Origin of the sequence: Paenibacillus assamensis DSM 18201, assembly GCF_000422445.1 — a bacterium.
Lineage (GTDB): Bacteria > Bacillota > Bacilli > Paenibacillales > Paenibacillaceae > Paenibacillus_B > Paenibacillus_B assamensis.
On the sequence record NZ_KE383839.1, the window covers coordinates 268,668 to 287,917 of the forward strand.

Here is a 19,250-nt window from a genome sequence, read left to right on the forward strand (position 1 = left end):
GCCCCATAAATAAACGGAGGTGGAGTAAGTGGCACGCGTGTTATATGTAACGATCCCAGCAGAAGGTCACGTAAATCCAACATTAGGCTTGGTAAAGCAGCTAGTCGACAATGGAGAAGAAGTGGTTTACATGAACGTAGAACCATTTCGGAATAGGCTGGCTCAGACCGGAGCGGAATTCCGAGCCTATTCTATCAATGAACAATTATTTGTAGAACTTGGCTTGAGTCCCACCGAATATACACATCCACATCACCTCACCGAATTTATACTTCGAGGCATGATTGAACCCATTATTCCTGAAGTGTTACGCTTAATTGAAAATGATTCCTTTGATTATGTTATAGTTGATTCCTTATTCGGTTGGGGCGGCGCTATTTTAGGTGAGAAGCTTGGTATCCCACTTATATGCTCTGCAACGAATTTTGCATTTGATAAGCCTGTATCCCATGTTATTAAAATGAAAGAAGCAGACGATAACCTCGATGTGGAAGCTCTATGCGTGAGATTAACGACTTCAGCAGAGAGGGTTGCATCAGCATGCAAGGTGACTGTACCTGCGCTAGATGATATTACTCGCCAGTACGGTCAACTGAAAGTTGTATTTACAAGCCGCTATTTCCAACCTGAATCGGAAAAATACGATGATAGCTACATCTTTTCTGGTCCTTCCATTTCACCGCGTCCTGACGCTCCATCTTTTTCATTTGATCAACTTCGTTCGAAGTATAACAAAGTCATATATATTTCCATGGGCAGCATTTTGAATAAAGACATTGAATTTTATAAACTATGCTTCGAGGCTTTTAAAGATATACCGGCCCAATTCGTGCTGGCTAGTGGTAGAGAAACGGATATCACATCCCTTGAAGAAAGCATTCCCTCTAATTTCATCCTACAACCTTACGTTCCTCAACTGGAGATTCTGCAAAGAGCAGATGCCTTTGTGACACATGCAGGCATGAACAGTGCAAGTGAGGCTTTGTACTATCATGTGCCGCTTATCGCTATTCCATTAAGCTCTGACCAGCCGATTGTGGCGCAGCAGGCAGCACATTTAGGAGCAGGAATTACATTGGATAAAGAACAGCTTACGCCTGAAACGCTGAAGCTCGCTGTGCTGAAGGTGCTGAACAACCCGATCTACAAGCAGCGTGCAAAAATGATTGGGGATTCGTTCCGTAGTGCTGGTGGATACCAAGAGGCTGCTGAGCGCATCATGTCTTTATTTTCGAAAGTGTAACAAATAGAATCTTGTCAGCCATCGTGATAGCTTGATCATCGTTAGGACCTGATCTATCATAATATGGTGGATATTTACATTGAAGTGCTAGAAAGATGGGAGACTTGCTCACGAATAGAGTTAGTATTACAACATGATATGCAAAAGTGAACTTGCCCCATACATTGATGGAGGTGGAGTAAGTGGCACGCATACTGTATGTAAACATTCCTTCAGAAGGTCATGTTAATCCGACAATCGGATTAGTGAAGGAGCTAGTAGACAAGGGAGAAGAAGTTGTATATCTGTGTACGGAGGGTTATAGGAAAAGGATTCAGCAGACTGGGGCGGAGTTTCGAGCCTATCAAGTAAATGAAAATTTATTTGAAGAGCTTGGTTTTACACCTACGGAATCAAGGCATCCGCTGCAATTCATCGATTTTATTCTCCGTGGCATTATTGAGCCCCATGTCCCTGAAATAGTGAGGCTTGTGCAAAATGAAACATTTGATTACTTCATTTATGATTCGATGTTCGGCTGGGGTGGATCTATTTTAGAAGAGAAACTTGGAATTCCAGCCATATGCTCAGTTACACATTTTGCTTTTACGGGGCCTCTGGAACTTGAAGAACCCTCTGTTGATTATGGCGACTTGGATATTGAAGGGCTGCATAAACAGACAACAAGTACGTTAGAGAGAATTGCCGATACGTATCAAGTTGCTGTTCCAGCGATTGAAGAAGTATTTTTCCATCATGGCATAAGTAAACTAGTGTTTACGAGCCGCTATTTCCATCCAGATGCAGATAAGCTTGATGATAGCTATATATTAACGGGACCTTCCCTCACTCCTCGTTATGATGCTCCTGAATTTCCATTTGAATTGCTTCGATCCCGATATGAGCAAGTCGCATACATTTCCATGGGCACTATAGTGAATAATGATGTGGAATTTTACAAGCTCTGCTTCGAAGCTTTTCAGGATATTCCGGTTCAATTTGTATTAGCTTGCGGCAAGGATACTGATCTAGATCCAATCGGAGATTGTATCCCACCTAACTTCATTATCGAACCTTATGTTCCCCAATTAGAAATTTTGCAACGAGCGGATGCCTTTATCACTCATGCTGGTATGAATAGTGCTAGTGAAGCGCTCTATTATGATGTACCACTTGTCACCATACCACTAACTTCGGATCAACCGTTAGTGGCTAAGCGGGTTGAAGAATTAGGGGCGGGAATTTATTTGGATAAGAATAGCCTTACTCCTGAAGGATTAAGATCCGCTTTGCTTCGAGTGCTTCAAGAGGAGTCGTATAAAAAACAGGCTAAACAAATCGGGGCTTCTTTCCGCGAGGCTGGTGGCTATGAAGAAGCTGCCAATCGCTTGATGTCTTTATTTTTGAAAGTATAACTGCATCTCGTGAACATACTATGGCTGTCTCCTATCAATGGAAGACAGCCATTTTGCTTATATTCCTCTACAGAAATGAAGCCATGAAAGTGATGTGAGTGATGAGGTTGATCGTTCCTTCAAGCTGATCTATCATAGTATGGTGGTCATTGCCATAAGTTCTGTATCTAGAAGCTGGGGACTTGCTCACGCATAGATTGAGAAATATAACTTCATAGGTAGAAGTGAACTAGCCCCGAAAATAATCGGAGGTGGAGTAAATGGCACGCATACTGTATCTAAACCTTCCGGCAGAAGGTCATGTAAACCCGACATTAGGATTAGTAAAGCAGCTAGTTGAGAATGGAGAAGAAGTCGTTTACATGTGTACGGAGGATTATCGAGGGAAGTTGTCACAGACGGGGGCACAATTTTTACCGTACGTATTGAATGAGCAAATTTTTAAAGAGTTAGGATTTAATCCAGCAGAAGTAAAACACCCACTGCAATTCACCGAATTTATGCTGCGCGGCATTATCCAGCCTCATGTACCAGAGATTTTAAGGCTTACAAAGAATGAATCCTTTGACTTCATTTTATTTGATTCCATGTTTGGCTGGGGTGGACATATTATAGCAACACAACTAGGGATTCCATCTATTTGCTCCATAACCCACTTTGTTATCGCGAATGTTCCAGATTTCGAAATGCCGCCTGATGCTGTTGATTTTGATATGGATGGTCTACGTGATCGAATTATGAATGCGACACAACAAGTAGCTGCCGAATACAACCTTGATGTTCCATCCTTTGAAGAGGTTTCCCGACAAATTGGGCAGTATAAGCTCATATTCACGAGTCGCTATTTCCAGCCTGACGCGGATAAGCTTGATGATAGCTTCATATTTACGGGACCATCCATTATCCCTCGTCTTGATGCTCCTGATTTTCCGTTTGAGCAGCTTCACTCTCGACATGATCAGGTCGTGTACATATCCATGGGTACGATTTTGAATAAAGATTTAGAATTTTATAAGTTATGCTTTGACGCCTTTAAAGATATCCCCGCTCAATTCGTATTATCATGCGGTAAAGACACCGATTTGGATCAGCTAGGAGATTGTATACCGCATCATTTCATCATCGAGCCTTATGTTCCACAGTTGGAAATTCTACAGCGAGCAGATGCTTTTATTACACATGCGGGTATGAATAGCACAAGTGAGGCTTTGTATTATAATGTTCCACTTGTTATGATCCCACTAAGTTCCGATCAACCGGTTGTAGCGAAGCGGGTAGAGGAGCTAGGAGCAGGTATTGCCTTAGATAAAAATAACCTTACTCCTGAAGTGTTAAAGTCAGCTTTGCTGCAAGTACTGGGGGATGCTTCTTTTAAACAGAATGCTAAGAAAATCGGTGATTCGTTCCGCGAAGCGGGTGGTTACGAAGCAGCTGCAAAGCATGTCTCGTCTTTATTTTCTAAAGTATAAAATAGCGATTGAGCCTAAAGAGATTCAGTCTTATCATGTAAAAGGGCTTTCCCTATGTGGGAGAGCCCTTTATACGTAAAGTTACATGTTGGCAACATGCAATCTCTTGTCGTTAATGTAAGTTGATCCAGACCGTCTTCACTTCCGTGTAGTTATCCAAAGCGTAGGAGCCCATCTCACGTCCTAAGCCAGACTGCTTATATCCTCCAAATGGAGCTGCCGCATCAAACACATTGTAGCAGTTCACCCACACCGTGCCGACTCTTAGCTTGGCAGCCATTTCATGAGCGCGCTTAACATCTTGTGTCCATACGCCTGCTGCAAGACCGTAGTCCGAGCGATTGGCTTGTTCCACCAAGTCATCTAGCGTGTCATATGGCATTGCGGCAACTACCGGACCAAAGATTTCTTCACGAGCTATCGTCATAGCTGGGTCTACATTTGCGAATATAGTCGGTTCTACAAAGTATCCTTGCTCATAAGGAACCCTTCCTCCCGTAAGCAATTCGGCACCTTCAGAACGTCCTTTATCAATATAGTGTTGGACAGTTGCATGCTGCTCAGCGGATACGAGCGGTCCCATCTCTGTCTTCCAGTTCAACCCAGAGCCAAGTTTGATTTTTCTAGCGGCAGTAACCAGTTCAGAGACGACGTTATCGTACTGCTTCTTTTGTACAAATAGACGTGAACCCGCTGAGCATACTTGCCCTTGATTGAACATAATACCTTGCAGCGCGCCTGGAATAGCTTTGGACAGATCTGCATCTGGGAAGATAATATTTGGTGATTTGCCGCCTAATTCCAATGTTACTTTCTTTACGGTAGCCGCTGCGTCTCTCATAATGAGTTTGCCGACAGAAGTGGAGCCTGTAAATGCAATTTTATCGACTTGCGGATGCCGTACAAGCGGTGCTCCAGCCGTCTCGCCATAACCAGGAATGACATTGATGACGCCTTTTGGAAAGCCTGCTTCATGTGCCAATTGTGCCAAGTACAAGGCAGATAACGGCGTCTGCTCAGCTGGCTTCAATACAACTGTACAGCCTGTTGCAAGCGCAGCGCCCAACTTCCATGCAGCCATTAGAAGAGGGAAGTTCCAAGGGATAATCTGTCCAACAACACCTACTGCTTCATGTCGCGTATACGTAAGAAACTGATTGCTCGTCGGAATCGTTTGACCTGTCATTTTTGTTGCCCAGCCTGCGTAATAACGGAAATGCTCGATCGTAAGCGGAATATCCGCAGCTGTTGTCTCGCGGAGAGGTTTACCGTTGTCCAACGTTTCGAGCTGAGCTAACTCATCTTTATGTTCCTCAATTAGATCGGCCAGCTTATAAATCAAGCGACTGCGGTCCGCAGGCTTCAAGCGAGACCATTCACCATGATCAAATGCTTCACGCGCTGCTCGAACCGCTCTGTCTACATCTTCTTCCTGAGCTTCATAAATGCTAGCAAGCACATTGCCTGTAGCGGGATTGACGGACGTAAATACCTTGTGCTGCGCGGACTCCACCCATTCACCATTTATGTACAGCTTTTTCGTGCCTTGTAAAAAGGTTTGCACTTTGGGACTAACGGTCAGTTGTTCCATGTTATCCTTCGCTCCTTATTGAAAAGATGTCATTTGAACGAATAGGCTTATTGACTGTAAAGACCTACATAAATACTTATTAATGGTTCAAATGAATCTAGAACGAAAATAACGTGGAAATTAGCAATATCATTGAAAATCATAAACAAGCTTCACTCGCATACAAATGTATGCGAGGAGCGTGAACGAAGTGGACCAGAACGTACAACGATATTATGAATTAAAGCAGCAGCAAAAAGAAATTGAACAGGAATTAACAGCGCTGCGGAGCGAAATACTCAACCATTGTACAGAACAGGGTGCATCCGAATTGGAATTGGAGCATTACAAGGTGAAGATTGTTCACCAAGAAAGAAAAGAATTTGATGACAACAAGCTTTATACAGCAGTAGTAGATCCAACGGTGTGGCGCATGCTGTCAAAGGCGGACCCTTCAAAAATTGCAAGTCTACTCAAGCTGAACTTTATTACGGAAGAGAAGATTAAAGATACGTATTCCACTAAAAAGATTTCGCTGCTTCAAGTGGATAAAAAGTAAATTAGAGCTATCTTTCCTAATGTCCCTTCCCACTAACTGGGCTACAGGGATATTTTTTGTGTGGATATATATGGTTTTTCTCAAGTTGAGGACATATGTCCTACCACTAATCGGTCGTTCTCCTTTTTAATAAGATCAAAACCAAGTGAGGTGACAGTGAGCATGCGAGGGATTCTATTTGCAATTGCAGGAGGAGCGTTTATTACACTGCAAAGTGTAGCGAACGCTCGTATCAGCGAAGGCATAGGAAGTTGGCAAGCAGCAACCATTACACAGCTTACAGGCTTTGTAACTGCATTCATTATTTTCATGTTTGTCCGCGACGGGAAATGGCAGGACTTGAAGCAAGTTAAACCTTGGTATGCAGCAGGCGGGGCGCTTGCGGCGGTCATCATTTTTGGAAATATTGTGGCTATCCAACAAATAGGCGTTACGATGGCCGTATCTGGGGTGTTGATCGCACAGTTGATCATTACTTTCTTAATTGATAGTACGGGAGCGTTCGGTGTGGTGAAACAAAAAATGAGGCTGCCGCAATTTATCGGTATCGGCATGATGATAATTGGCGTTATTATACTTGGAATTTGATAAAATGAAGGGAGAAGATATAGATTGATGAAAGGGTAGGGGCGGATACACGTTATGGATGAAGTGAAAGATCAAGACCAGCTTGAACATTATTTGCAAGCCTATCAACTCAAGTCTATTTTTAATGAGCAGATACTGATGCATGTATCGTTGGCTCATTTTAAACAAGGCGAGTCTATTTGCACTCAAGGGGAGGCATCGCAATACTTATACATTCTCGTGAAAGGGAAAATTAAAGTCTACACGACGTCAGCAGAAGGAAAGGCACTTATTTTGTCTTTCAAGACACCGCTAGAAGTGATCGGGGATATTGAGTATTTACGAGGAATTGACTTTATCAATACCGTTGAGGCCGTTTCCCCTGTGTCGATGATCACAGTTCACCATCGTTGGCTGCGGAAATTTGGACAAGATTATGCGCCTCTGCTTAATTTTTTACTCGACATTATTACTAGAAAGTTTTGCGTAAAATCAAACTCGATGAGTTTTAACCTGATGTATCCGGTTGAAGTTCGATTGGCAAGTTATTTGTTGTCGATCTCTTCTGATGAATCTGGTTACTTGTTCAATGGCCAACTGGGCACCGTTAGTCTAAGCGATGCAGCGAATTTAATCGGAACAAGCTACCGTCACTTGAATCGGATCATTCAGCAATTTTGTGCGGATGGGTTAGTGGAACGCAGCAAGGGTGGCATTCTGATAAAAAATCGGGAAGGACTTCGTGCACTAGCAGGCCGGAGTATTTATGAGTAGAGTAGACTGCTCGTAAATGAGGTGGAACATTTTTAATGACATAGGAAGGATGGACACTTCAATGATAGGGATTATACTGGCACTTCTATCCGGCTCTTTGGTCGGCTTGCAAAATATATTTAATAGCAAAGTGAATGAACATATCGGTTCGTGGGCGACGACTTCGTTAGTGCTTGGAACGGGGTTCTTAGCTTCCTTCATGATCGGCCTACTGGTTGAAGGAACGGATCTGTTTACTTTGCACCATACACAGCCTTGGTACTGGTTTAGCGGTATGATTGGTGTAGGTGTTGTCATTAGCATTGTGAATGGCATCAAGCAGCTTGGGCCAACGTATGCGATCTCTATCTTACTTACATCCCAGTTAGTTTTTGCACTATTATGGGATTCACTTGGCTGGTTTGGGTTGGAGCAAGTTCCTTTTACATCTAAGCAAATGTTTGGTGTCCTTATGATTGTGGGAGGCATATTGGTATTTAAGCTAAGTGGCGGAAAAGTAAAGAAGCAGGAGCAAGCTGGTAGGGCTGAGGCGGTTTAACAAAGCACTGCTCATAGTAAGCGGTTACCGAACGGGTAGGTTATTTGAAATGGGAGCTGGGGAACTGATGTTGAAGACATATAAGACGTTATTATTTGATGTAGATGATACATTGTTGGACTTCGGTGCTGCTGAGCGGGCGGCGCTTCGTATGTTGTTTGATGGCCAGAACATAGCATTAACAGAGGAAATAGAAACACAGTATAAATGGATGAATCAAAGACTGTGGCAATCATTTGAGGAAGGTTTGATCGATCGGAATGAGGTCGTGAACACTCGGTTCTCTCTCTTATTTAAGGAATATGGGCAAGAAGTGGATGGATGTTTACTAGAGCAGAAATATCGTAGTTATTTAGAAGAAGGACATCAACTGATTGATGGAGCACTGGAGTTGATTCGATCCTTGCACGATAAGTATGATCTGTACATTGTGACGAACGGAGTATCGAAGACGCAGTATCGACGCTTGCAGGATTCAGGCTTATTGCCTTACTTCAAAGCTGTTTTTGTATCTGAAGATACAGGATATCAGAAGCCAATGAAAGAATACTTCCAGTATGTATTTGATCGAATCCCTGGAATTATTCAGGAACAGGCGTTACTTATCGGTGATTCACTGAATGCTGATATCAGAGGCGGAATGCTGGCAGGATTGGATACTTGTTGGTTGAATCCAAGCATGAAGGAGATAGAAACAGGTATTTTACCTACTTATCAAATACAGACGCTTGAAGAGCTGTATCCCATTTTGCAAATAGAGAGAGATTCGGCCGTTATTTGTTAATTTTGAGGAGGAAGTGCATGGACGATAAGCTAGTGCTGTATGAGGTTGCATTACGTGCAGTAAGTGAGGAGCGAGAGCTCAGACATGCAAGTGTTGCAGACTTCAAGGCTGCCTGGGATCATGCGATAAAATACGTTGACTAAGCCCCGTTTTTCTGTAATAGTAACGAAAACCACCCAGATTAGATAGCGTTGCAAATGGTAGTATCAGAGTGGATGGAGGGGCTTTACATGAAAACGATTGGTCTCATAGGCGGCATGAGCTGGGAGTCTTCCGCGCTTTATTACCGGCTCATCAATGAGGAAGTGAAGGCACGATTAGGCGGATTGCATTCAGCTAAATGCCTCATGTACAGTGTAGATTTTGATGAAGTTGCTAGCTTTCAGTCAAACGGTGATTGGGAAGGTGCGGGTGAGCTGTTAGGAAATGCCGCTCAAGCATTGGAGCGAGCAGGCGCAGACTTTATTTTGATCGGTGCTAATACGATGCATAAGGTTATAGCTTCCGTGGAAGCTAAAATATCCATTCCTGTCTTACATATTGCTGACGCAACAGCCAATCAAATTCAGCAGGCAAACCTGAAAAAGGTAGGTTTACTTGGTACGATGTATACGATGGAACAAGATTTTATCAGCTCACGATTAGAGTTGCATGGCATTACAGTTATTGTTCCTGAGAAGGAAGAGCGGGAAATGGTTCATCGTATTATTTATGAAGAGTTATGCCGTGGTGCATTCAAGGAATCGTCAAAAGACTACTATATTCATGTGATGAAGAAGCTAATCGAAGACGGGGCAGAAGGAATTGTGCTTGGATGTACGGAAATTGGACTGCTAGTACATGCTGACGCTATCGATATTCCACTATTTGACACTGCGATTATCCATGCTGTAGAATCTGTGAAAATGGCATTGGAGTAGTAGAAGAGGGAACATTGAAACAAGACATATATACAATTGCGATAATTGGTGGGACTGGAAAGGTAGGGCGTGTCATCGTTAAGGAAGCTCTATCAGAAGGTTATAAGGTTCGCCTGCTTGCTCGGAATCCAGAGTGAGTAGCGGTTACAGAAACTGCAATGAAGCAGTTAGGCATTCGTCGAATTAGCTGCAAATTGAATTCCCTTTCTGTAGGATACATGCAGCGTAGACTGTATATTCCTCGGTAAGGGTTTTTTTCTAATTTTCTTCATCATTCAATCTATTGCACAGAAACATAACGCTTCTTTCCATCGTATTCATTATAAGATAGGTATATGGTCTTACATCTTTGGAAGGAGAGCCAATTCCCATGAAAGTTGTTCTAGTAGATGATGAGAAGTTAGCGCTGCATAGCTTACATCGTCTGTTGAAAGATTTCGACGAGATCGAGATCGTGGCTATGATTCAAGATCCACGAGAGATGCTAGCTTTAGCTCAGCGCGAAGCGATAGATGTGGTTCTTCTAGATATCGAAATGCCAGAAATTAATGGCATGGTGTTGGCTGATAAGTTGATGGAGTTACGACCTGAGCTGCGTATTGTGTTTGTGACAGCGTACAATGAATATGCAGTTCAAGCTTTTGAGGTAAACGCTTTGGATTACTTGCTGAAGCCGGTGCAGCGCAATCGCTTGTCAGTAACGATGCAACGACTCAATAAGCAGCTTCCATCTGTAATCGAAAATAACAAGACACCACAGTATTTGTTGTGTTGTATGCAAAGTCTTTATTTACGAGATGCACAGAATCAAGTTCATTACTTTCAATGGCGTACGCTAAAGGTACAGGAACTATTTGCCTACTTGCTGCTTCATGGCGGTCAAACGGTGCACAAAGAATCGATCCTAGAAGTACTTTGGTTTGATAGTGAGCTAGATAAAGCTTCGAATTTGCTGCACACAACGATGTATCAAGTACGACGAACATTGAAACGGTTGGATGTGGATATTCAGATTAAATATATAGACAATGGCTATCGATTAGAAATGGGCAGCGTTTCATTAGATATGGATCAATGGGAACGAGAACTGCTAGAATCGTTACCTGTTCGTGCGTCGACTATTGATCACCATCATAAGCTGTTTGCTCAGTACAGCGGCGATTATTTGGAAGCTTATGATTACATTTGGGCGGAAAGCGAACGCGAACGGTTGCGAGCACTCTGGCTTGTACTTGCTAAGCAGCTCGCGCAATATCATACACAGGTAGGACAATATCTTGAAGCGTTCCATTTCTATGTAAACGCGTTGGAGCGTTTTCCATTTAATGAGGAAATTGCATGGGACGCGATGAGGCTTCAAGCTGAACTGGGAAATACATATGAAGTAAAAAAGTTGTTTGATAAGTTGAGTGAGAATCTTTCGAATGAGCTTGCAATTGAGCCTAATACGAATATCCAGCAATGGTATGAACAATTTTTAACGCGTACATAATTTGTATAAACCGCTCTTAATATCTATCCAATCGATGAATCAACAAGGCACTATACGGGAACAGGTGGATTCTATCGAAAAATCTATGTAGATAAATATTGAGAATGTGACTGCTTTTGATTATCATTTCAAATAAATGGATGAATGCTTTTTCTTTTAATTATGAACATATGTTGCTAATATAGATAAGCTGGACAAGTAGGAAAGCCGCCTTCCATGTGATCATCAATCGATGATGGAGGGGGCTTTTTTGATTTGCAAAAAAAAGCTAATGTACAGTAATTGTTCAGTTATGAATGTTACTATATGTGTCGCTCCCAGCAGTTGTATAGAAGGAGTAGAATCAATGAAAGAACTGCAACCGAGAAAGACAAGTTTGAAAAGAAAGGGGGCATTCGGAAAACGGCTTGGAGCACTTTTAATGACCTTTGTATTGCTCTGCGGACAGCTCATGGTTCCTTTAACACCAGTTAATGCGGCATCCACATCATCCATTGCTGGAGGAACATTTTTTGTTGACTCTGATAACTGGGGTGGCGGGGCAAGTAACGCTGCGGCTGACGGGGATTTGGATGTTGGTTTGAAAAATCAAAATAAACCTGGTGATATTTATAGCAAGTATCCAGTTGAGTTTAAAATACCAAACGTAAACAAACTTCCTACGAAAAGTGCACAGCTGCTCATTCGAGCATTGGATGTGGATGAATATAATGTGGCCGCTGGCACCAATGGGGAGTGGGATCGTGTTTATTTTTCATCAAATGCGAATGATATTTCTTTTGGTAAAGCCTACACAGTTTGGCCTAAAACCACAAAATGGACGAACAATATTGCAGGATCGGGTATTGCTCCTAATGGACAAGGGTACAAAAATGAGATTACGCAAGCAGCCTATCTAGGTGCTTTGTCAGGGCAAGACACCAAATGGAATACGACTGTGTTGAATTTCCAACCAAATGAATTCCATCGTATTGCTCAGGGAGACAACTATGTAGGGATTACGATTCACCATTATTATCAAGATATGCGCTCGGATGCACCTAACACGAACTGGCAAATGACGGTGGACTGGGCACAGCTAATCATTGATGGCGGTTCTCGTGAAGCTGCTGAGATTACGCAAGCAGACCTAAAAGTAGAACGAGGCAAAGTGACGATTGATACAGGCTTTATTCCGAAAGTGCCTGGAGATTATTCCATGGAAGTCAATGTCATCGAGAAATCAAAAGTAGGTAATCAAGAGGTAGAACGAAATCTAGGTATTTCTCAGAAACTGTTCCCGGGAGCAGATGCAGGCAAGACAGAGAACTGGAACAACATCGTTATTACCGATAGAACGATAGATCCTTCTAAGGAATATGTCGTCAATGTTATTTTGTTCGAAGATCGTGGCAATGGGCGAAAGGCAGAAGGGTATACAAATGCGGGCGAAGCTCAGCATGTTGTAACTTTCTCGACACATGATCCACTGGTAGCTGATATTGCAAAGTCGGGTTATCGTTCTGCTCCGACAGCGTTCTCGGCAGATGACTTCAAGTCAAAGTATTTCAAAATAAACGGTGGCGCTCCTAACGGGGACAACTTGCAAAGTGTGAAGATCGTAACGCTGCCAGATCCGGTAAAAGGACAGCTTCAATTAGACGGTATAGCGGTAACAGCTAATCAGCTTATTCCTGTGAATGAGTTGAACAAACTCACTTTTGTACCAGTGGCAGCTGGGTTTGACGGTACGGTTGAATTCCTGTGGAATGGATACAACGGGACGAAGTTTGCCGTAGATGTTGCCCTAGTTACAGTCAATAGTTCACCTGAAGTAAAGGATATTCGCAAAGTTATGAAAGCAGGAGATGCGGAGCTTCCATTTACGAAGGCAGGAGATTTTGCACCGAATTATATCGATCCAGGTAATGAACCGCTTGAAAAAATGCGCATCGAAACACTCCCTGATTCTACAAAAGGGAAGCTGGTGATCGTTCCTTCATCTGGTGCAGCCGTAGATGTAGTGGCAGGGCAAGAGATTGAAGCGGCTGACATCGATCGATTGAAGTTCATTCCAGCCCCGGATGCTGTAGGTATCGTCGATTTCAAATGGAGCGGATCGGATGGATTGCAATATCCACTTGAATCCAAAACGGTAACGATTGTTATTAATACACCTCCTGTTGTAGGTCAAGTGAACAAGTCCGGCACGATAGGTGCAACGATTGATTTTGCAACAACAGATTTTTCAGCAGCTCCTGCTTATACCGATAAAGATGGTGATCTGCTAGAAAAAGTTCAACTTCTGGTTCCGCCTGACTTAGCGAACAAGGGAAGATTGAAATATACGTCCAGCGTAACTGGTGCAGTATATCTAAACCCTGGTAGTGCGGTAATATTAACAGCGGCAGAGCTAGGCAGCTTACAATTCGAAACATCTCCTACATTGCCGGATGGCAGCACTGTGGTGATTCCATGGCTTGGATTTGATGGTATGCATCAATCCGAGCAATCAGGAAGCATCAACATTTCTTACAATGGTATTCCTGTTGCGGAGTCTGTAACCGTTGATGCTGATGAAGGTCAATCGTCCGTTTCTATCGTATTGCTTGGAACGGATCGTGAGAGCGTAACGGGAATTACGTATGGAATTGCTGCACCTCCCAAGAATGGGGTATTGACGATAGATCCATCTGATCCAACAGGTGCGACTTGGATGTATACACCGAACGCTGGTTTTACATATGGTCAAGATAGCTTTACTTATATTGTCACTGACCCAGATGGTAATACGAGCGTGTCACCTGGAACGGTAGCCATTACAATCCATAAAGCATTAAATGGATGGACAGGGGATAAGCAAGAAGGTGATTCGGATCCAGCTAGAGCGATTCCTAATCAGCCGTTGAAACTTTCTGCTGTGAGTACCATTGCCGCGGAGGGTGTAACTGCTGTAGTTGATGGTACTTCTGTTTCACTTAAGCTTACCAATGCAGCTACTTGGGCTGTAGATGGCTATAAGAAATGGGAGAGCCGTGATTATATTGTTCCTACATCCTTAATCGGAGGATTGCATTCGGTAACGTATACAGCAGTGAATGGAATTGGTACAGTTATTCAATCTGAGGCCGCTGACAAACTCGCTGACAATACGTTCAAGGTGCCGAGTTCTAGCCTAACCCTTACAGCTGATCCAGCTAGTATTTTGGGAGATGGTAAGTCTTCCACGGTACTGACGGCAAAACTTCAAGATGAGAGCGGGATGCCTTTAGCGGGTGTTGAGGTCGTATTCAGTGCTCCGTCGAACACTGGTCAATTTATTGGTGGCAATAAAGCAGTAACGAATGCAGAAGGAATTGCGCAAGTAACGTATCAATCTGCAAAGATTACTGGCGTAGCTCCACAAGAAATTCCGCTTAAAGCGACCGTAAATGACACCAAGCTTGGATTAGCTGCGGAAAAGGAAATTAAGATTACGTTCATGCCGGCTTCCATTAAAGGCGTTGTGACATCAGGTGACAGCAATAAGCCAGTGGCAGGCGCAAGTGTTAGAGTAACGCTTGATCTGAATGGCGATGGCATAATCACACCAGGTGCAGATTTTGATGAAACGGTTAAAACGGATCAACATGGTGCGTATAGCGTCGTAGTTCCGAAAGGCGATGTGATTTATGATTTAACGGTCACACAGCATGTCATGATCGGTGGCGAGTCAACGCCAGTTAGCTACAAGCAAAAGGCGCCAGTTGGCGAGGTGACTGGAGCAGGCAATCAAAGCTTCGATTCGGATAGAACGGCGACAGGTATCATCTTGTTCAAGCAGTCGAATGGAAATACGTCTGTACTAGCTCCAGAAGTACTTAACAAAGCTAGCGTTTACCTGAAGAAACAAGATGGTACATACGTGATGCACAATGGAGCGCCAAAAGCGTTCCAACTGCAAGGACAAGGCGTATTTCATGCTGATGGTATCGCAATCGGTGAATATGAGCTAGAGGTGCGCTATGAAGTAGTACCTGGTCAATCTATCATTATGAGCCGAGCTCCTGTTAAAGTAACAGCATCAGGGGAAATGAATATTTCCACTGAGTTGATTGATCCATACGGAACAATTACAGATGCAGTTACGAATAAAGTCATTGAAGGTGCGAAAGTTACCCTTCAATACGCGAACACGCGGAGAAATATTGCAAAAGGTCTTGTTCCTGTAGAAGGCGTCAAGCTGCCTGCAATTGCAGGGTTTGCACCGAACGATAACGCAAGTCCTGTACAATTGAGCGATGCTAACGGTTTCTATGCTTATATGGTTTATCCAGAGACGGATTATGTTCTGCTTGTTACAAAGAGTGGATATGAATCTTATACAAGTCCCGTATTGTCCGTTGAATGGGAAATTGTGCGGCATGATCTTCAAATGAAGCCGATTAACAGCGGTAATGGCAGTAATGATAATAACGGCGGCAATACGGTTACACCTGTTCCGACACCGGATCCAACGACGAAACTCGCGCTTCAAATGGAGATTGATAAGAACAAAGTAAAAGAAGGGGAGAAATCCCATCTAACGATTCATTATAAGAACGTATCTACAAGCACAGTTTCTACCGCGGAAGTTCGCATCACGCTTCCTGAAGGAGTTGTCGTTGTAGATGCTGCTGGCGGAACTGTAACGGGAAATACAATTGTATGGAAAGTGTCTAATCTTCCCGGTGGTAAGAGCGACAGCTTCAAACCGGTGATTCAATGGCCGCAAATGAAAGCAGCGGACACGATCTTCGACATTCACGGTGAATTTGCTGTTATTGGCACTAATGACAATAAGGCCAAAGCAGTCATTAAAGTGAACGTGTTCTCTGATCGCTTCGGTACGCTTGAGCACCCACGTTATATCGTTGGTTTCCCAGATAAAGAGTTCAAACCTTATGGATATTTGACTCGTGCGGAACTTGCAGCTATCGTAGCACGCCTCACAGAACCGGGAGTTGTTAGCAGCGACACGCTAACCTATACGGATATTCGTTCAGGGCATTGGGCGACTAATTCGATTAAAATTGCAACAAAACACGGTTATTTCAGTGGATATAAGGACAACACTTTCCGTCCAGATGCGCCAGTTACGCGTGGGGAGCTTGCTTCTGTTATGGCTCGTTTCTTGAAGCTTGAAATATACCCGCCTGTTTCGCATCATTTTGCCGATACGTCCAAGCATTGGGCGGGGAACACGATCGAAGCGCTATATAGCGGTAGATTCCTTGGTGGATATACAGATGGGACGTTTAAGCCAACTCAAAAAATTAATCGCGTAGAAGCGGTTACGATGATAAACCGCATGCTCTATCGCGGTCCATTGAAAGGCCTTGACCCTCTGTTCCCAGACATGCCGACAAGCCATTGGGGCTTTGGCGATGTTCAAGAAGCAACCGTATCGCATGAATCGACACGCAATGCAGACGGTAGTGAAACGTGGAAAAGGACGTTGAACAGCCCAATTAAGTAGGAAATTAAGGTAAGGTTACAACCCGAGAATGAAAACACATCCGGCAGCGATTGATTTGGAATCGCGGTGCTTCATTCTTGAATAAAATGGAAAGGCGTCCCTCCTTTGTGTGAGGGGCGCCATTTTTGTGCGAGCGAAAGGACACAAACAAAAACTATTTAGCGAGACAAAGCGTAGCATTTGCGAAATGAAATCTTTCTTTGTCTCAACTATTAACTGGGAGCTTTCCATTAGCGATTCATGATGCTTAGGTTACTTTCAATTTACCGTCGGAACACATAATGTCCATGTTGTACATCATAATTTGTATAAATCGCTGATCGTGAGAAGAGAGAGGTGGGAATGCCTCATGAATGATATCCCTGATATCCCTCATCAACATAGAAAGATACCTATTCCACAACCGATTCGCAGCGATGGAGCGGGCGCGACCGATCTAGGTCCTCGCAACATCATGCTCGATATGCAAAATCCAGATATGCTTGTCCCGCCAGCGACCGATGCGGGAACGATGCCTAATATGAGATTTTCTTTTTCCGATGCGCCTATGCAGTTGAATCATGGTGGCTGGTCGCGGCAAGTAACGATTCGAGAACTTCCAATTGCGACAACGATAGCAGGAGTAAATATGCGGCTAACTCCAGGCGGCGTGCGTGAGCTGCATTGGCATACACAAGCGGAATGGTCTTTTATGATTCTGGGAAGAGCTCGAATTACGGCGGTCGATCAAGATGGGCGTAATTTTATCGCGGACGTTGGTCCAGGTGATTTATGGTACTTCCCACCTGGAATTCCTCATTCTATTCAAGGCTTAGAGGAAGGTTGCGAATTTTTGCTTGTATTTGACGATGGGCATTTCTCAGATTTTGATACGTTATCGATTTCAGATTGGTTTGCTCATACACCGAAGGATGTGTTATCTGCTAATTTCGGTGTGCCGGAAAGTGCCTTTGCAAACATACCGAAAGAGCAAAGATACATTTTCCAAGCAGCAGTGCCCGGACCAATTGATTCACAAGCTGTACCAGACCCATTTGGTACGGTGCCAAAAACATTCGCTCATCGACTCCTAGCACAAACTCCATTAGTTACACCCGGGGGCAGCGTTCGTATCGTTGACTCCACCAATTTTCCTATTTCCGTAAAGATTGCAGCAGCTTTAGTAGAAGTCAAACCGGGGGCCATGCGTGAACTGCATTGGCACCCCAATAATGATGAATGGCAATATTACTTGTCAGGAACGGGGCGCATGACGGTATTTGCAGCAAATGGGGTTGCGCGAACCTTTAACGTACGGGCTGGTGATGTAGGGTATGTGCCATTTGCAAATGGCCACTATGTGCAGAACACTGGCGATCAAAGTCTTTGGTTTCTTGAAATATTTAAGAGCGATCGATTTGCAGATGTGTCCTTGAATCAATGGATGGCACTAACCCCGCGTCAACTTGTAGAAGACAATTTACAAGTAGGACCTGAGTTAATGAATGCTTTGCGTAAAGAGAAGTATCCGGTCGTGAAATATCCTGGATTTTCGTATTATCCAAGGAAAGGGAAATAAATAAGTATTATGCTTGAAGAGCCGCAGGGAATCTGCGGCTTATTTTGCATGAGCTCAGGGGTAAATTAAAGATGTTTGCTCGTCGACGGTTCTCCTTATGTAGTTGAAATAAGCAAGTATATCATATAAAATACAATCATATGATAGAATGATCTATCATTATATAAATCGTTCGTACGAAAGAAGGGATCAAAGTGAGTCATGGAAGGTCTGTCACCAAGGAGAATAAGCTCCATGCGATATTGGATGCGGCAACAGAGATTTTAGTCAACAAGCCTACAGCGTCTATGAATGATATTGCAGACTACGCAGGTATAGGAATTGCTACACTGCACCGTTATGTAGAATGTAGAGAGCAGTTGTTTGGGCAACTGGCCTTACGTTCGATCACAGTAGTTGGAGAAATATTAAACCAGATTCCGAAAAATGATGAGCATATCGAAGCTTACATCCCAACTGTGGTTGAAGAGCTTATTCCATATGGAGATAAGATACATTTTCTTATTCAAGACAACCATCTTTATTGCAATGAAGAAATACTTGCAGCTGAAGCTAAAATATTGGAGCCCATCCGAGAAGTAATAGAAACTTTACAGCAGCGTGGAAGTATCCGACAGGATATGAACAGCGAATGGATATTACATGTGTTTTACTCTGTACTCATTTTGACATGGCAGCAAGTACAAAGCGGGCATGTTGCTAAGCGTTCAGCAGCAAAACTGGTCCTAGATACATTGTTTCATGGTGTTAAAGCTAATGCCACAGCATCGTCGCGATAATGTTATGGGATACATCCTTTTTACTAGCATTCTTTGGATGAATTCTGAATTACTCATGAAATTTTCTACCTTCCTAGTAAGTCACCAGCGTATATCACCTGAATCTTGTACGTAAACCATTCGGATA

General features: G+C 43.3%; 16 protein-coding genes. 15 read left to right on the forward strand and 1 reads right to left on the reverse strand.

Annotation, left to right across the window (positions count from 1 at the left end; genetic code table 11):
* Nucleotides 1-28: 28 nt before the first annotated feature.
* The 3 genes from H580_RS0121290 (at nt 29) to H580_RS0121300 (ending at nt 4,106) form a co-directional block, all read left to right on the forward strand.
* The gene (locus H580_RS0121290) at nt 29-1,243 is read left to right on the forward strand and encodes a macrolide family glycosyltransferase (RefSeq protein ID WP_028596583.1); all 1,215 of its coding nucleotides are present in this window, start codon (nt 29-31) and stop codon (nt 1,241-1,243) included.
* A gap of 182 nt (nt 1,244-1,425) precedes the next feature.
* Nucleotides 1,426-2,637: a macrolide family glycosyltransferase gene (locus tag H580_RS0121295; RefSeq protein ID WP_028596584.1), complete on the forward strand. Its 1,212-nt coding sequence runs from the start codon at nt 1,426-1,428 to the stop codon at nt 2,635-2,637.
* A 260-nt stretch (nt 2,638-2,897) separates the two neighbouring features.
* The gene (locus tag H580_RS0121300) at nt 2,898-4,106 is read left to right on the forward strand and encodes a macrolide family glycosyltransferase (protein WP_028596585.1); all 1,209 of its coding nucleotides are present in this window, start codon (nt 2,898-2,900) and stop codon (nt 4,104-4,106) included.
* Nucleotides 4,107-4,218: 112 nt separating this feature from the next.
* On the opposite strand, the gene H580_RS0121305 is transcribed toward H580_RS0121300, so the two are convergent.
* Entirely contained in the window at nt 4,219-5,697 is a 1,479-nt protein-coding gene (locus H580_RS0121305) for an aldehyde dehydrogenase family protein (RefSeq protein WP_028596586.1), read from the reverse strand.
* 166 nt (nt 5,698-5,863) lie between these two features.
* Here H580_RS0121305 and H580_RS0121310 point away from each other — a divergent pair, with 166 nt between their 5' ends.
* From H580_RS0121310 to H580_RS0121365, 12 genes are all read left to right on the forward strand, one after another.
* The gene (locus tag H580_RS0121310; protein WP_084509442.1) at nt 5,864-6,235 is read left to right on the forward strand and encodes a hypothetical protein; all 372 of its coding nucleotides are present in this window, start codon (nt 5,864-5,866) and stop codon (nt 6,233-6,235) included.
* A 162-nt stretch (nt 6,236-6,397) separates the two neighbouring features.
* Nucleotides 6,398-6,823: a DMT family transporter gene (locus H580_RS0121315; RefSeq protein WP_028596588.1), complete on the forward strand. Its 426-nt coding sequence runs from the start codon at nt 6,398-6,400 to the stop codon at nt 6,821-6,823.
* A 54-nt stretch (nt 6,824-6,877) separates the two neighbouring features.
* Nucleotides 6,878-7,576, forward strand: a complete 699-nt coding sequence (locus tag H580_RS0121320; RefSeq protein WP_028596589.1) for a Crp/Fnr family transcriptional regulator — start codon at nt 6,878-6,880, stop codon at nt 7,574-7,576.
* 61 nt (nt 7,577-7,637) lie between these two features.
* Nucleotides 7,638-8,114, forward strand: a complete 477-nt coding sequence (locus H580_RS0121325; protein ID WP_036605608.1) for a DMT family transporter — start codon at nt 7,638-7,640, stop codon at nt 8,112-8,114.
* A gap of 70 nt (nt 8,115-8,184) precedes the next feature.
* The gene (locus tag H580_RS0121330) at nt 8,185-8,898 is read left to right on the forward strand and encodes a YjjG family noncanonical pyrimidine nucleotidase (protein WP_028596591.1); all 714 of its coding nucleotides are present in this window, start codon (nt 8,185-8,187) and stop codon (nt 8,896-8,898) included.
* Between the two features lie 17 nt (nt 8,899-8,915).
* Nucleotides 8,916-9,041 carry a hypothetical protein gene (locus tag H580_RS26885; RefSeq protein ID WP_281167989.1) on the forward strand — a complete coding sequence of 42 codons (126 nt, stop codon included), beginning with the start codon at nt 8,916-8,918 and terminating at the stop codon, nt 9,039-9,041.
* An 87-nt stretch (nt 9,042-9,128) separates the two neighbouring features.
* Nucleotides 9,129-9,818, forward strand: coding sequence for an aspartate/glutamate racemase family protein (locus H580_RS0121340; protein WP_028596592.1), 690 nt, complete (start codon nt 9,129-9,131; stop codon nt 9,816-9,818).
* A 14-nt stretch (nt 9,819-9,832) separates the two neighbouring features.
* Nucleotides 9,833-9,955, forward strand: coding sequence for an NmrA family NAD(P)-binding protein (locus H580_RS26310; protein ID WP_157283047.1), 123 nt, complete (start codon nt 9,833-9,835; stop codon nt 9,953-9,955).
* A 233-nt stretch (nt 9,956-10,188) separates the two neighbouring features.
* Complete coding sequence (locus H580_RS0121350; RefSeq protein WP_028596593.1) at nt 10,189-11,310, forward strand: response regulator; 1,122 nt, start codon at nt 10,189-10,191, stop codon at nt 11,308-11,310.
* A 346-nt stretch (nt 11,311-11,656) separates the two neighbouring features.
* Nucleotides 11,657-16,786: an S-layer homology domain-containing protein gene (locus tag H580_RS25085; protein WP_036605609.1), complete on the forward strand. Its 5,130-nt coding sequence runs from the start codon at nt 11,657-11,659 to the stop codon at nt 16,784-16,786.
* 349 nt (nt 16,787-17,135) lie between these two features.
* The gene (locus H580_RS0121360) at nt 17,136-18,344 is read left to right on the forward strand and encodes an oxalate decarboxylase family bicupin (protein WP_036605610.1); all 1,209 of its coding nucleotides are present in this window, start codon (nt 17,136-17,138) and stop codon (nt 18,342-18,344) included.
* 194 nt (nt 18,345-18,538) lie between these two features.
* Entirely contained in the window at nt 18,539-19,123 is a 585-nt protein-coding gene (locus H580_RS0121365) for a TetR/AcrR family transcriptional regulator (RefSeq protein ID WP_036605611.1), read from the forward strand.
* Nucleotides 19,124-19,250: the final 127 nt, after the last annotated feature.

Bases quoted from the DNA above. Each gene is read 5' to 3' on its own strand.
- H580_RS0121300 (WP_028596585.1), top strand. From the start codon at position 2,898: ATGGCACGCATACTGTATCTAAACCTTCCGGCAGAAGGTCATGTAAAC.
- H580_RS0121305 (WP_028596586.1), bottom strand. From the start codon at position 5,697: ATGGAACAACTGACCGTTAGTCCCAAAGTGCAAACCTTTTTACAAGGC.
- H580_RS0121310 (WP_084509442.1), top strand. From the start codon at position 5,864: ATGTATGCGAGGAGCGTGAACGAAGTGGACCAGAACGTACAACGATAT.
- H580_RS0121315 (WP_028596588.1), top strand. From the start codon at position 6,398: ATGCGAGGGATTCTATTTGCAATTGCAGGAGGAGCGTTTATTACACTG.
- H580_RS0121320 (WP_028596589.1), top strand. From the start codon at position 6,878: ATGGATGAAGTGAAAGATCAAGACCAGCTTGAACATTATTTGCAAGCC.
- H580_RS0121325 (WP_036605608.1), top strand. From the start codon at position 7,638: ATGATAGGGATTATACTGGCACTTCTATCCGGCTCTTTGGTCGGCTTG.
- H580_RS26885 (WP_281167989.1), top strand. From the start codon at position 8,916: ATGGACGATAAGCTAGTGCTGTATGAGGTTGCATTACGTGCAGTAAGT.
- H580_RS0121340 (WP_028596592.1), top strand. From the start codon at position 9,129: ATGAAAACGATTGGTCTCATAGGCGGCATGAGCTGGGAGTCTTCCGCG.
- H580_RS0121350 (WP_028596593.1), top strand. From the start codon at position 10,189: ATGAAAGTTGTTCTAGTAGATGATGAGAAGTTAGCGCTGCATAGCTTA.
- H580_RS25085 (WP_036605609.1), top strand. From the start codon at position 11,657: ATGAAAGAACTGCAACCGAGAAAGACAAGTTTGAAAAGAAAGGGGGCA.
- H580_RS0121360 (WP_036605610.1), top strand. From the start codon at position 17,136: ATGAATGATATCCCTGATATCCCTCATCAACATAGAAAGATACCTATT.